General features: G+C 54.6%; 13 protein-coding genes and 1 tRNA gene. 7 read left to right on the top strand and 7 right to left on the bottom strand.

The annotated features are described in order from the left end of the window. Positions 1 to 17: 17 nt before the first annotated feature. Positions 18 to 677, bottom strand: coding sequence for a heme exporter protein CcmB (gene ccmB / locus ACETPC_RS06025; protein ID WP_380179565.1), 660 nt, complete (start codon positions 675 to 677; stop codon positions 18 to 20). After that, positions 677 to 1294 carry a cytochrome c biogenesis heme-transporting ATPase CcmA gene (ccmA, locus tag ACETPC_RS06030; protein WP_380179567.1) on the bottom strand — a complete coding sequence of 206 codons (618 nt, stop codon included), beginning with the start codon at positions 1292 to 1294 and terminating at the stop codon, positions 677 to 679. The genes ccmB and ccmA overlap by 1 nt, the downstream gene beginning before the upstream one ends. Before the next feature lie 249 nt (positions 1295 to 1543). Here ccmA and ACETPC_RS06035 point away from each other — a divergent pair, with 249 nt between their 5' ends. Further along, positions 1544 to 2449, top strand: coding sequence for a formate/nitrite transporter family protein (locus tag ACETPC_RS06035; protein ID WP_380179569.1), 906 nt, complete (start codon positions 1544 to 1546; stop codon positions 2447 to 2449). Between the two features lie 385 nt (positions 2450 to 2834). Then, positions 2835 to 2909: transfer RNA gene (locus ACETPC_RS06040), tRNA-Arg, on the top strand. Positions 2910 to 3050: 141 nt separating this feature from the next. Here ACETPC_RS06040 and ACETPC_RS06045 read toward each other — a convergent pair. The 4 genes from ACETPC_RS06045 to ACETPC_RS06060 all read right to left on the bottom strand — a co-directional run bounded on the left by ACETPC_RS06045 (position 3051) and on the right by ACETPC_RS06060 (position 6093). After that, entirely contained in the window at positions 3051 to 3986 is a 936-nt protein-coding gene (locus ACETPC_RS06045; protein WP_380179571.1) for a phosphatidate cytidylyltransferase, read from the bottom strand. Then, entirely contained in the window at positions 3983 to 4630 is a 648-nt protein-coding gene (locus ACETPC_RS06050) for a lysophospholipid acyltransferase family protein (protein WP_380179573.1), read from the bottom strand. Before ACETPC_RS06050 ends, ACETPC_RS06045 begins: the two co-directional genes overlap by 4 nt. After that, a complete protein-coding gene (locus ACETPC_RS06055) occupies positions 4620 to 5306 on the bottom strand; it encodes a CDP-alcohol phosphatidyltransferase family protein (protein WP_380179575.1) in 687 nt (228 codons plus the stop codon). The genes ACETPC_RS06050 and ACETPC_RS06055 overlap by 11 nt, the downstream gene beginning before the upstream one ends. Before the next feature lie 550 nt (positions 5307 to 5856). Then, the gene (locus ACETPC_RS06060; protein ID WP_380179577.1) at positions 5857 to 6093 is read right to left on the bottom strand and encodes a DUF333 domain-containing protein; all 237 of its coding nucleotides are present in this window, start codon (positions 6091 to 6093) and stop codon (positions 5857 to 5859) included. A 192-nt stretch (positions 6094 to 6285) separates the two neighbouring features. Between ACETPC_RS06060 and ACETPC_RS06065 the strand changes: the two genes are divergently transcribed. The 3 genes from ACETPC_RS06065 (at position 6286) to ACETPC_RS06075 (ending at position 8755) form a co-directional block, all read left to right on the top strand. Beyond that, on the top strand, positions 6286 to 6609 hold the full coding sequence (locus ACETPC_RS06065) for a hypothetical protein (protein WP_380179579.1): 324 nt from the start codon (positions 6286 to 6288) through the stop codon (positions 6607 to 6609). A gap of 117 nt (positions 6610 to 6726) precedes the next feature. Further along, the gene (locus ACETPC_RS06070; protein WP_380179581.1) at positions 6727 to 6939 is read left to right on the top strand and encodes a hypothetical protein; all 213 of its coding nucleotides are present in this window, start codon (positions 6727 to 6729) and stop codon (positions 6937 to 6939) included. A 202-nt stretch (positions 6940 to 7141) separates the two neighbouring features. Continuing rightward, on the top strand, positions 7142 to 8755 hold the full coding sequence (locus ACETPC_RS06075; RefSeq protein ID WP_380179583.1) for an NAD-dependent malic enzyme: 1614 nt from the start codon (positions 7142 to 7144) through the stop codon (positions 8753 to 8755). A 224-nt stretch (positions 8756 to 8979) separates the two neighbouring features. On the opposite strand, the gene ACETPC_RS06080 is transcribed toward ACETPC_RS06075, so the two are convergent. Next, a complete protein-coding gene (locus tag ACETPC_RS06080; RefSeq protein WP_380179585.1) occupies positions 8980 to 10899 on the bottom strand; it encodes a methyl-accepting chemotaxis protein in 1920 nt (639 codons plus the stop codon). Positions 10900 to 11184: 285 nt separating this feature from the next. Between ACETPC_RS06080 and ACETPC_RS06085 the strand changes: the two genes are divergently transcribed. Both ACETPC_RS06085 and ACETPC_RS06090 read left to right on the top strand, forming a co-directional pair. Continuing rightward, positions 11185 to 12429: a mechanosensitive ion channel family protein gene (locus tag ACETPC_RS06085; RefSeq protein WP_380179587.1), complete on the top strand. Its 1245-nt coding sequence runs from the start codon at positions 11185 to 11187 to the stop codon at positions 12427 to 12429. Positions 12430 to 12601: 172 nt separating this feature from the next. Further along, positions 12602 to 13825, top strand: a complete 1224-nt coding sequence (locus tag ACETPC_RS06090) for an MFS transporter (protein ID WP_380179589.1) — start codon at positions 12602 to 12604, stop codon at positions 13823 to 13825. Positions 13826 to 13932 lie beyond the last annotated feature (107 nt).

Consider the following 13932-nt stretch of genomic DNA (forward strand, 5'->3'; position numbering starts at 1 on the left):
GTTTCGATCTGTTATTGTTAGTGAACGCTAACACGCAGCGCCGCCGCCGTAGCGAAAGGCGCCAGCGTGGCGCTGGCGACCAGCATGGCGCCTAAAATCGCCAGCTGGCCGTTTATCGCCAGGTCCATCCCGGCGGCGTCAATGGCCGCCGAGGCGAAAATCAGCACCGGCACTGCCAGCGGCAGCACCAGCAGGCTTAGCAGAACGCCGCCGCGACGCAGGCCTACCGTCAGGCCGACGCCTATCGCGCCAAGAAAACTCAGCGTCGGCGTACCCAGCAGCAAAGATAACGCCATGGCGCGCCAGGTAGCGAAGTCCAGCGACAGCAGCAGCGCCGCCAGCGGCGACAGCAACAGCAGCGGCAAACCGGTCACCAGCCAGTGTGCGATTATTTTTCCCAATACCGTTATCGGCAGCGGTGTGGGCAGCAGCAGCAGTTGTTCCAGCGAGCCGTCGATAAAATCATCGCGGAATAGCCTTTCCAGCGCCAGCAGCGAAGAAAGCAGCGCCGCGACCCAGACGATGCCCGGCGCAATACGCGCCAGCAGCTGCGGCTCCGGGCCGATACCCAACGGAAACAGCGTGATTACGATCAGAAAAAACCACAGCGGATTGACAATTTCCGCGCCGTTGCGAAAGGCTACGCGCAGCTCGCGTTTAATAATGCGTCCCAGCATTATTCTGCCTCCGTAGCGGTTAGCTGGATTTTACGCACGCGCCCTGCTGGATCGGGTAGATCCTGATGGGTAGTCAGGATCACCGAGCCGCCGTTATCGGCATGCCGGGCAAACAGTTGCATCAGCCGCGCGACGCCCGATTTATCAATCGCGGTCAGCGGTTCGTCCAGGATCCACAGCGGCGCATCGCTCAGCCAGAGCCTGGCCAGGGCTACCCGGCGCTGCTGGCCGGCGGAAAGCTGGGCGACGGGTATCTCTTCATAGCCCGTCAGATCCACTTCTTCCAGCGCCTGCCACAGCTTCTCCAGGGGTTCCGCCGCATGAAAAAATTGCAGATTTTCTCGTGCAGTCAATACCGCTTTTACCCCAGGCTGATGCCCTAAATAAAGCAAAGCACGGTGCCAGACCTCACGCTGTTTACGGGTAGGCTGTTGCTGCCAGAGCACTTCGCCCTGCTCTGCCCGACTTAAACCGGCCAGAATACGGAGCAGCGAAGTTTTCCCCGCGCCGTTAACGCCTTCGATCTGAATAATATCGCCTGCGGAAACGGTAAAACTGAGTTCGCTGAACAGCGTCCGTTGGTCACGTACGCAGCACAGATTATGGGCCTGGAGCATCAGGTGGCATCGCGCTTGTTAATAATGAGTGAAATAGTACCACAGCTGATAATGGTATCGCAGCCCGGCTAGTGCGGCCATGTGCTTAAGTTGCCGCTATTATGCTCTTTTTTGCCGCTGCGCTGCTGAAAAAAAAGGCTTCGTTAAATCCTTGTTACGCTTATGCGGAAACACAGTTACATTTCAGCAACGTTAAAACCCGCTACGCTTAGGCAGGATGGTCGATCCGCGATAACGGGAGCAGGAAAAATGAAAGAAGATAATGTGGAAGTCGAAAGCGAAGAGAAGGAAGGAGAAGAGATAGAAGTGGATGAGGAAGTACTGCCGTCGCGTGCGGCGGCTATTCACGAAGAGATCCGTCAGGATGGCGAAAAAGAGCTGGAGCGTGACAGCCTGGCGCTGCTGTTTTCCGCCGTTGCCGCCGGGCTGTCGATGGGCGCTTCGCTGATGGCGAAAGGCATCTTTCAGGCCCATCTTGAAGGCGTGCCCGGCGCGTTTCTGTTGGAAAATCTTGGCTACACCTTTGGTTTTATCATTGTCATTATGGCGCGCCAGCAGCTGTTTACGGAAAACACCGTCACCGCCGTTTTGCCGGTGATGCATAAACCCACCAGCAGTAATCTGGTTTTGCTGCTGAGGCTGTGGTCAGTGGTGCTGCTCGGCAATCTGATTGGCACGGCGCTGGCCTCGCTGGCCTTTACCCATATGCCGATTTTTGACGACGCCACGCGGCAGGCTTTTGTGAGCATTAGTCAAAAGGTCATGGAGAATACGCCGGGCGAAATGTTTGCCAACGCGGTGATATCGGGCTGGATTATCGCCACTATGGTGTGGATGTTTCCTTCAGCAGGCAACGCAAAGATTTGGGTGATCGTGCTGATGACCTGGCTGGTGGCGCTGGGCGATCTGGCGCATATCGTGGTGGGTTCGGTAGAGGTGCTCTATCTGGTGTTTAACGGCCTTATCAGCTGGCAGGAGTTTATCTGGCCTTTCGCCCTGCCGACGCTGGCGGGCAATATCATTGGCGGTACCTTTATCTTTGCGCTAATCAGCCATGCGCAAATCCGCAATGATATGAGTACCCGCGCTAAAGCAGAGGCGGAAGCGAAGAAAAGACGCAAGAAAAAGGAGAAAGCGGCAGCTGAGGAAGAGTAGCGCCTGAACGGCAGACGTCCCGCCTGGGTCGCTGCCGTTATCGCCTGATGCTAACCACCTTAGTGGTTAAAGAGCGCGAAGGTGTGCAGGTAGAAGTTGCTGGCGAAAGCGACATAGCCAAGCCAGACCAGCAGGATAAGAGCAAGGGATAGTTTCAGGGACATAGCGACCTCTCTGGAAGTGGAAAAGCGGACGAGGCCTACACTATGCCTGTGTCAAAGGGCGCATATTGATCCAGAACAAAAATCACGTTATCAGAGCGTAGAGGCTTTGTTGATCGCACCCGAGAAAAAGTAATGAAAGCTTTACAGCTGCCGATAAAACCAGCAGTCAGTTGGGTAAGTGCTTAATCTGCGACTAAAAACGCGCTATACTCCCTGCCGCTGTCCCCTTAGTTAAATGGATATAACGAGCCCCTCCTAAGGGCTAGTTGTAGGTTCGATTCCTGCAGGGGACGCCATTTCACAGTTCGCCGCCATCCGTATTAGTTCGCAAAAACCCACTGAAACCAATGTTTCGCGGTCATTCTCTTTCGCAGCAGGTCGTTGACAGCCGTCTGAGCCTTAACATTCAACGTCAACGTCTGATAAACAATCGCGGCTCAGGTAAACCAAAAGCGCACCAGATGAAAAAATATCGGTGCAGCAAAGCATAACGAGTCAATACGATCCATCATTCCGCCGTGGCCTTCGATTATTGCCCCGAAATCTTTAACGCCGCGATCTCGCTTGATTGCCGACATGCAGAGCCCGCCAGCAAAGCCCAGTAGCGTAATAACCAAAGAAATCAGCGCGGCCTGCCAAGGCGTGAAGGGCGTTGCCCACCATAATAGGGTTCCAACCAGCGTCGCTGCGGCAATACCGCCGACGAAGCCTTCCAGCGTTTTATTTGGGCTCAGGCGCGGCGCTATGGGCCTTTTACCGAATAACTTGCCGAAAACGTATTGTAATACGTCGGAAATCTGTACCACGATCATCAGGAACAGCAGTAGCTTGATATTCTGATTTTCAAAACCGGCAATGGGCAGCATCAATAAAGCCGGCGCGTGGCTGATGCAGTAGACGGCAGCCATCATGCTCCACTGAATTTTGGCGCTTCTTTCCAGAAAGTTATATGAATCTCCCGCAAGCGCCATGCGGACAGGAATAAACAGAAAGGCATAAACCGGTATAAAAACCGCAAAAAAACCGTACCACTGGGTAGCAACCAGCAGATACTGCACGGGCAGGATAATAAAAAAGCACCAGAAGAGCGCCTCATGGTCGCCACGCCGGGTTGGCGTTAAAGTAATGCATTCTCTTAACGCCAGCAGAGAGATGGCTGCAAAAAGTAATGTCGAGCCAACAGGCCCAAAGCATAATGCCGCTACGGAAAAAATACACATTACCCACCAGGCGCGGATGCGGGCATTAAGATTATCAATTACCGGAGAGCGGCCTTTAAACCAAACAAGTAGCTTCCCAGCCAGCGTGGCGAGCAATAACAGGCCAAACAGTCCGCCGATCAAGATTTCTAACGCTTTGTCCTGAATAATCATGGTTTCAGAGCCTCCAGCTCTTCTTTTACCCGCTGTAGAAAAGCCTGTTTCTCTTCTTTTTCGCCGCAGGGCGCGACCGGTTTGCCAAAGGTTGCTGAACAGAGTATGGGCACGATAAGGCGGGATCCTTTCGGCAGCACGCGGTTAAGATTTTCCAGATATACCGGCACCAGCTCGGCCTGAGGATAAAGCCGGCTCAGGTGCCAGATACCGCTTTTAAACCTCACGATTGCTTCGCCATCGCCGCGAGTGCCTTCCGGGAAAATTATCAGGGATTCGCCTTTGCGCAGCGGCTCCGACATCTGCGCCAGAGGATTATCTGCTGCGTCGGCTTCTGCCGATGCACGGCGCTTTACCAATACCGAATTAAATAACCGCGTGGCAACGTAGCGTCGGATATTACTGGTAAGCCAATAATCCGCAGCGGCGACCGGACGCACGCGCTGGCGCAAATGGGCTGGCATACTGGCCCAGATCACCATGCCGTCGAGATGGCTGCTGTGATTTGCATAATAGATCCTGACCTGATCCTCCGGCAGCGGCGCGAGCCAGCGGGCGCGGATCCCGGTTAAAAGGCGGCACAGGTTAACCAGAAACCCGGTGGCCAGACGCTTATCCAGCGGCATTTTTTTGCTATTTTGCATCTTCCTCTCCCTGCTTTTCCGCCTGCTGCCGCAGCGAGATGAAGAGGTACTGGCCCCGCCGCCAGCAGGTAACAAGCGTGCCGATATTAACGATGCAAAGACAGAGCCAGAGCAGCCATTGCCCACTCTCGGCAGGCAGTAGAGCAGCCAGCAGCGCGCCGCCGAACAGCAGAGCCATTCGGTGCTGTTTTGCCATTGGCCCAAAGAAAGGCTGCTTCAGGCCGCAGGTGCCGCCAAGCAGGCGTAAATATGCCGTCATCAGTGCCAACAGTGCCGCACACCAGCCCAGCGCTGCCGCCTGCGGCATAAGCGGCATACCGTAGCCAACGGCAACAAATATCAGCGAGTCAGAGATACGATCGGGGAGTTCATTACAAACAGGGCCTGCCGGGCTTGCCAGGCCGCCTTCCACCGCCACCATGCCGTCCAGCAGATTGCAGAGCAACCTGCCCTGAATCATTATCGCCGCCAGCAGCAGCAGCGAGCCCCTTATCCAGACAGAAGAAAACGTAAAGGCAAATAAAAACGCTGCGGCGGCGAATAGCGCGCAGAAAATACTGGCGAAGGATATCTGGTCTGGCGTTACTCCGCGGTTTTTCAGCCAGCGGGCGCTGGCCTGCGCCCAACGTTTATCGCGCGCCGCAATGGGCCGCCTTTCTTTTATAGTGACTCTCATAATTGCTCCTTGCCTGAGTCCTGAACTGCAAAAATTTTACTGAGCAGCTAATAAATCCGTTTTATTTCCAGCGCTGAATACAGCTTTCAACGTTTTAAGTAGCGAATAAGGCTGCTATCGCCTTTTTACCTGTACGTGGGTTAATAGAATGAAGGTTTTTTAATTCATCAGAAAATATTTCCCCAGGAAAAATGTCTAATATCCTCTTCCTGATCAATAGAAAAATAATGGCTTTTTTACCGCACATTGATGAAGAGCTCCTTTTTCATGTCGCTGTTTTTTCTAAGAAAAATGCTTAAAAAACCACTAAACACAGGCAGGCGATAATAATCCAGATAAAGGTGCCGATCAAGTTCCAATATGGTCAGGAATGCCTCTTCCTTTGAAATAAAAGACCACCATTCTATGATGGTGTCCTTTAATATAGCCATTGCAGGAATTTATTGAATTGCATTTCGCAATTTGAATTTAATAAAATATTTATAATAGCGAAATAATAAATTAGCTGACGCGTTCTTTTCACCCGGAAAGCGCCAGCCATATTCGGCCTTTATTCGGCACGGCTTTGTTGATGATCCCGCCGATACAGCGTCCATTCATCAATGCGTTCGCCGGAAGGTAGCGTGCAGTAGCCTGTCTGCCCTTTTGATGTTGTTACTATTTCTGATTTACCGCCCTGCTCTACGCAGTAGGCCGCCGCCGGGTTTTTCATGGTTAACGGCGCCGGTGCATTTTGCGCACAGCCAGCAACCAGTAAGGCACCGATAAACACCATATTTTTTTTCATGACTACTCCTGTTCGGATGGCTCTGATTGTTTTTAATTGTCGGCTAAAGAAAACTAATCCGGGCCAAAATCCGATTTTAACGCGTTGAACTTCAACCGGGATTCTCTAAGATAGCTGATGGGGCCAGAGGAGTGGCGTCATAGTGAGCGCGACAGCGTCTGAACCCGTCCAGTTAACGACAAGGAATGCGCGATGCGACCAGCTACTTTTACTCTACGTCTTACCCGCAGCGTCAGCCAGTTTCTGCTGCCGGATCTGCGTGCGCTACTGCCTGCGGAGAGCGTGCAGTTTTTCTCTAACGAACTGGATGAAGAGTGGCATTACACGCTGCTTTGCGCACAAGGCGATAACACCTGTTCGCTGGCGGCCTCCGCTATTCTGGTCTGGCAGCAGCTGAAGAGAATACGTTCGATGCGCTACAGCTCGCTACAACAGCAGCGTGATCTGTCCGGCGCAACTTCCACAGAACTTTACTCGCTATTACAGGCGCCCGAGGCGGTGCTTTATCTTTCCTGAGCCAGGCGACGGCCAGGATTTAACGCCGTTCTGTGGCGGTATTCCACGGATTGGTTGCTGGCTGTCGGGCGTAAACTGGGCACCAAGTGAATGGAAAACCCTACCGGAGTCCCCCGAATGCCAGATAAAGATCCTGTTGTTGAACGCCTTACCGTCGAACTGCTTGCCCTGCGGCAGATTGTGCAAATGCTGATTGCCTATGGCAATGTGCCTACCGGCGGCAAGCTGAATAAATATCTGCAAAAAGTCGCAGATGATACGGAGCAGCGCGAAGATCACCGCGGCCCCAACAAAGCTATTGCGGACGCGATTCGTAGCTATATCAAGTAAACTCCCGCCGTGGCGCTGACCGCTCAATATGACGGGCAGCATAAAAGTAAAGCAGCACGGATGCCGCGCCATCCCTCCACCCTGTTTGTCGCCCTTCCCTCTGATTTTGTTACATTTCCGTCCCGGCAAATCCGGCGTCTCTCGACCAGGCTTAGTCTTTAGCTTGTAGGGGCCTGACCCGTTTTGACCAAAAGGGAACATAATGACCAAACCAGATTATCGCCTGTTGCACTCAGCCATAAAAAATAAAGATACGGCTTTCAGTCAGCAGGAAAGAACAGAGGCGCATCTTGAAGGACTGCTGCCACCGGTAGTGGATTCGCTGGAAACCCAGATGCAGCGCGTGCTGGAGCATCTGGATAATAAACCCGATGATATTGAGAAGTTTATCTATCTTCAGGAGCTGGCTGACCGCAACGAAACGCTGTTTTACGCCACCCTGATGTCCGATCCCGTGACTTTTATCCCGCTGGTATACGATCCCACTATCGCCGATGCCTGCCGCAAATATGGCCATCTTTATCGCCGTCCTAAAGGCATGTACCTGACGCGCGAGATGAAAGGCCGCCTGAAAGAAGTTTTACGCAACTGGCCACAGAAAGAGGTGCGTTTTATCTGCGTGACCTCCGGCGGGCGCATTCTTGGCCTGGGCGATATCGGAGCTAACGGCGCGCCAATCCCGGTTGGCAAATTACAGCTTTATACCGCCTGCGCCGCCGTGCCGCCTGAAGGGCTGCTGCCGGTTCATCTGGATATCGGCACCGGCAATCAAAAGCTGAAAGCGGATCCGCTCTATACCGGCCTGCGTGAGGAAAAGCTCGGGCAGCAGGCGCTGGATGAGTTACTGGATGAGTTTGTCGCCGCCGTGGAAGAGGTTTTTCCCGGCTGCTGTATCCATTTTGAAGACTGGGAAGGCGACGATGCGATTCGCTATCTGCAACGTTACCAGCAGCAGGCTTTGGTCTATAACGATGATATTCAGGGCACGGCCAGCGTGGTACTCGCCGGTTTACTGACCGCTCTGGAAACGACCGGCGGCAAGCTTACCGATCAGCGCGTGCTGTTTGCCGGAGCAGGCTCGGCGGGCACTGGCATCGCCGATATGCTGGTCGAAGCGATGACGCAGGAAGGCGCGGATAAGGATGAAGCGCGGCGAGCCATTACGCTGTTTGATAAAAAAGGACTTATTACCGTTGATCGGGATGACCTGAATGCCTCACAGCAGGTTTACGCTCGTGACATGGCGAGCGAAAAGGATCTGCAAAAGGTCGTTGAGCAGGTTAAACCGACCATGCTGATTGGCGTCAGCACTCAGGGCGGCCTGTTTAGCGAAGGCGTGGTAAAAGCAATGAGCCGCCTCAACGATCGACCAATCATTTTTGCGCTGTCCAATCCTACTGAAAATGCGGAATGTACGGCTAAGCAGGCTTACGAATGGAGCGAGGGTAAAGCGCTGTTCGCCGCAGGCGTACAGTTTGGCGAAGAGAAGATCGGCAGCGAAACGCGCTATCCTGGCCAGGCTAATAATTTCTATATTTTCCCGGCGGTAAGCCTGGCGATTTATGCAGCCAGACCGGCGCGCGTGGATGACAAGCTGTTTATCGAAGCGGCCCGTTTGTGCGCAAAACAGGTCAGCAAGGCGGATCGGGAGAAAGGCAAGCTCTATCCTTCCCAGGCCGATATCCTCAATACGGAGTTAGCCATAGCTACAGGCCTGGTTCGCTACCTGTGTAAGCACGGTTTGGCTGGGATTAAGGAACCGGAAGATATCGAAGGCTGGATGCAGACGCTGATCTATAAACCGCGCTATTGCTGATAAAAAACCCGGCATGACGCCGGGTGAGGTTGATGACAAAGTATGCAGGTGCCTGCTCAGGAGGGCCTGTGTCTTCCGCAAAGACGCAAAAAACGCCATCCGTGGCAGCTCAGTACGGGCCGTCCATGGCCCGTAATGCTTTGCTCCAGCCACAGGCCCTCCATCGCTTCAGGTTCAGCAGTCTGAAACCCGGCATTACGCCGGGTTTCCTTAGACAACCTGATTTAAGCGACCCGGAAAGAAGAGATATCCTGAGCCAGCTGCGAGGCTTCCGTACGCAGCGCCTCGGTGTTTTCCGCCGTCTGCGTTATCAGCAGCAGGTTTTGCTGGATACTGCGCTCCATCTGCGAGACGGCCAGCGTTACTTCGCTGATGCCCTTGCTCTGCTCATCGCCCGCCACGCGGATTTCGCCGACGACCTCTTTAACTTTCAGGACGTCGTTGACCAGCCCCGCCAGCTTTTCGCCTGCGCCTTCCACCAGTCGGCTACCGGTCAATACCGTAGTATCAGACTGGCCGATCAGCTCTTTGATCTCCTGAGCAGCCGAGGCGCTACGTTGTGCCAGCGCGCGTACTTCTGAGGCGACCACTGCGAACCCACGCCCCTGCTCACCTGCTCTTGCCGCTTCCACTGCCGCATTCAGCGCCAGAATATTGGTCTGGAAAGCGATGCCGTCGATCACGCTGAGGATCTCGCCTACGCGGCTTGATGAAGCTTTAATCGAGGCCATAGTGGCGATTACCTGGTTCATCACCTCGCTGCTGCTGCGAGCGATTTGCGCCGTCTGTTCGGTAAAAGAGTCCGCCAGACGGGTGTTTTCCGCATTGAGCTGCACGGTAGCATTGAGCTGCTCCATCGCTGCCGCGCTCTGTTCCAGCGCCGCCGCCTGGTCGCTGATTTTAGCGGAAAAGGCCTGATTGCTTTCCGCCAGCGAGCTGGCATTGGCGGCGACATTGACGCCGCTGGCCTGCACGCTGGTGATAACGCCCGCGATTTTATCAACAAACTGGTTAAACGAGACCGCGATTTCAGCCAGCTCATCTTTGCCTGCGGTGGCCAGGCGGCGAGTCAGGTCACCATCGCCGTTAGCGATTTCATCCAGCGCCGCGCGGGTGGATTCCAGCCTTGCCGCCAGACGACGGGCGAAGATCCACACTACTAGCAACAGGAGCAACAGCGCAGGGATCAGTACGATAAAGATATCCTGACGGATGTTGTCCGCCAGCGCGGTAACTTTCGCTTCCGGCGTTACCAGCCCGATAACCCAGCCGGTATCCGGCATTCTGAACAGCGTGACCTGCGTATTCTGGTTGAGCACGCCGTCCTCTACGCCGTTCAGCGTGGTCGTGCTTTTATTTTCCGCCACGCCTTTCAGTACCGGCGCCAGCCAGGGTTTTTCAGCCGCCAGCGCGCTAAATTTTTTTAGCGCCTTATCTTTGCTGCCGGGAAAATAAAGCACGTTGCCCGCGCCATCCAGTGCAAAAGCATAGCCGCCGGTCAGGCCGCCGCGGTTTTGCATAAAGCCGGAAAGGTTATCCAGCAGCACGTCAAAAGTCGCCACGCCAGCGAACTTATCGCCCTGGGTGAAAGGAACGCTACAGGTCACCATATTCACCTGAGAAACAGGATCCTGGTAAACTTCCGACCAGTCGCACTTATTGCGTGACGCATTACGGGCTGAGGTATACCAGCTTTCATTGTGATAGCCCGCGCTGCCAGCAGCGTTGTAGCCGTCGGAATAAGCCAGCGCGCCATCCGCGCCGCGCGACCAGAAAAAGCTGCGGCGGGCAACGCCCTGGGTAAAGGCATCGGGTTCCGGCCAGACGCCGCCGCCCGCGATGCTTTTATCGCCCTTGCCGTCGATAATTTGCGGCAGCACGCTTTTAAACAGCTCTTCCTGGTGTGGCAAAACTTCTGCCAGGCGCGCCACGCTGACTACTTCGCCTTCGACACGCAGTAGCTGCTGGTTAAGCTGACCAACGATGTTTTCGCCGGTTTGCTGGATCATACTGTTGCTGGCGGCTACCACGCGCGGCTGGCCGCGCAGGGAAATAGCAAACCAAACCAGCAGCATGGTTAACAGCAGCATCGCGATGCCGCCAAAAATCAATTTCCCTGATAAACGAACTGGTATCCCCGGCATAATAAATTCCTTACGTCAAAAAGTGGCAAAGCCAGGTTGATAGATAGCGAGTAACGAAAAGTCCTCGCCTTCCCCGTTTATCGGCAAAACTGGTGAAAACCTGAGCGGGCCCGGACAACCAGGCAGCTCAACAGACAGCATAAAAGCCTGAGGAAAATCCGATTTGATTTTGCCGCAGCGGCCAGGCTACCCTGACGCCCCGCATAACGTCTGTTTTTTCGCCGCCGCGCGCTATTTTCTCGTTTTGCGACCTTCGGAACAGCCTGACTAAAGGGAACTCAATTTATGCACCAGTTTATTCTTGCGCAGCTCAACGCTTTTGCGCTGCCCTATGCGCCGCTGATTGCGCTTACTGCCGTTCTGGCCATCATTCTGCTGATCTCGCTGATCGCGCACGGTCTGCTGCATCGCGTCCTGCTGCCTTTGCTGCGGCGCATGGCGGAAAAATCGAGCCGTCAGTGGCCGAAGTCGCTGATCGACAACAAGCTGTTCAGCCGCTTCGCCCTGCTGATGCAGGGTCTGTTTTTGCAGATTCAGCTGGAGCTTTTTCTCTCCGGCATCGAGCCGATTTACAGCGCGTTAATGATTTTCAGCGAAGTCTGGGTAATGGTTTTCGGCCTGCTGATGTTCTTTTCGCTGCTGGATATTTTCCTGGATCTGTCGGAAGAGAGCGTGATTGCCCGGCAGATGCCGCTGCGCGGTATTTTTCAGAGCCTGAAACTGATTGCAGCACTGCTGGTAGCGCTGATGATTATTTCCGTGCTGATCGGCAAGTCGCCGCTGGTGCTGCTGACCGGCCTGGGCGCCATGACCGCCGTGCTGATGCTGGTATTCAAAGATCCTATTTTAGGGCTGGTGGCGGGCATTCAGCTCTCCGCTAACAATATGCTGAAGCTGGGCGACTGGCTGGATATGCCTAAATATGGCGCGGATGGTGCTGTAGTCGATATCGCGCTGACCACGGTTAAAGTGCGCAACTGGGATAACACTATTACCACTATTCCTACCTACGCGCTGATTTCTGATTCGTTTAAAAACTGGCGCGCGATGTCAGAATCGGGCGGCCGCCGCATCAAACGCAGCGTAAATATCGATACCACCAGCATCCATTTCCTGAGCGAAGAAGAGATAGCAAGGCTAAAACGTGCCCAGCTGCTGTCGCCTTACCTGGAAAGCAAAAGCCAGGAAGTATCGGCCTATAATGCCGGTCTGGATACCAGCACGCCGCTCAACGGCCGCCGCATGACCAACATCGGTACTTTCCGCGCCTGGCTGGAGGCCTGGCTAAAAGCGCATCCGCATACCCATAAAGGCATGACGCTGATGGTGCGCCAGCTGGCACCGGGATCGGACGGTCTGCCGCTGGAAATTTACGTCTTTACCAATACCACCGTCTGGCTGGAGTACGAGCGGATCCAGTCCGATATTTTCGATCATATTTTCGCCGTGCTGCCGGAGTTTGGTTTGCGCGTGCACCAGACGCCGACCGGCAACGATCTGCGCAGCCTGCGGCTTCAGCCAACGGAATAGTGCTGACGGCGGGCAGCCGCTTTGCCCGCCTTGCTTGTTTTTCCCGCCGCCGTTTATGCCGCCCCAGCGGCATTTCATTCCCGAATGGCGGCAGTTCATGCCCCCAATCCCCCGCGCTAATAAAACCCGCATTATTCTGTGCTTAATTTCTTACTCTTCCCGGGAGCATCCCATGAGCACACAACCCGTTAGTCACCGCGTTCGCTGGCTTACGCTGGCCGGCACCATTATTACGCAGTTCGCGCTCGGCTCGGTTTATACCTGGAGCCTGTTTAACGGCCAGCTTTCCCATAAGCTGGAAGCCCCGGTCAGCCAGGTCGCTTTCTCGTTTGGTTTGTTGAGCCTGGGCCTGGCGGTAGCTTCTTCGCTGGCCGGGAAGCTTCAGGAACGCTTCGGCGTGCGCAATGTGACTATCGGCGCGGGCGTGCTAATGGCCTGCGGCTTTTTCCTGACCTCGCAGGCCGATAATCTGTTTATGCTTTATCTCAGCGCGGGCGTGCTGGTAGGGCTGGCCGACGGCGCGGGCTATCTGATGACTCTGTCCAATTGCGTAAAGTGGTTTCCTGAACGCAAAGGCGTAATTTCCGCTTGTGCTATCGGCGCTTACGGCTTGGGCAGTCTGGGATTCAAATTTATCTGTAGCTATCTGCTGAGCGTTAACAGTCTTGAAAATACTTTCCTGATTTGGGGCGGTATCGCCATGACCATGATTATTCTGGGCGCGCTGTTGATGAAGGATGCGCCGAAACAGCAGGCAGCGACCGGCAGCGTCAACAGCATGCGCGACTTTTCGCTGGCGCAGGCGGTGCGTATGCCGCAGTACTGGATGCTGGCGGTGATGTTTCTGACGGCCTGCATGAGCGGCCTGTATGTAATTGGCGTGGCAAAAGATATCGGCGAAGGCCTGGTGAATCTTTCCACACAAACTGCCGCCAGCGCGGTAACGGTGATCGCTATCGCCAATCTTAGCGGTCGCCTGGTGCTGGGTGTGCTTTCCGATAAAATGGCGCGCATTCGCGTGATTACGCTGGCACAGGTCGTATCGCTGGCGGGCATGGGTATTATGCTGTTTACCCATATGAACGAGACAACTTTCTTTATCTCCGTAGCCTGCGTGGCCTTTAGCTTCGGCGGCACCATTACCGTCTATCCTTCGCTGGTCAGCGACTTTTTCGGCCTGAATAATTTGACCAAAAACTATGGTCTGCTCTATCTGGGCTTCGGTATTGGCAGCGTGCTCGGCTCGCTGATTGCCTCGCTGTTCGGCGGCTTTATGGTGACCTTTAGCTTGATTATGGCGCTGCTGGCCCTGTCGCTGATTATGTCCATAACTATCCGCCTGCCTCATGCGCCAGCTGCAGAGCAGGAAGCGCTGCGCCAGGCGCAGCCGCTGTAAAAGTTTTCCGCCAGCGCAGAAAGAGCCAGCAAAGCTGGCTCTTTCTGCGGACAAACTTGAAGCGATGGAGGGCCTGTGGCTGGAGCAAAGCATTACGGGCCATGGAC

The sequence above is a fragment of the Pantoea sp. sgz302252 genome (genome assembly GCF_042610525.1).
Taxonomy (GTDB): Bacteria; Pseudomonadota; Gammaproteobacteria; order Enterobacterales; family Enterobacteriaceae; genus Erwinia.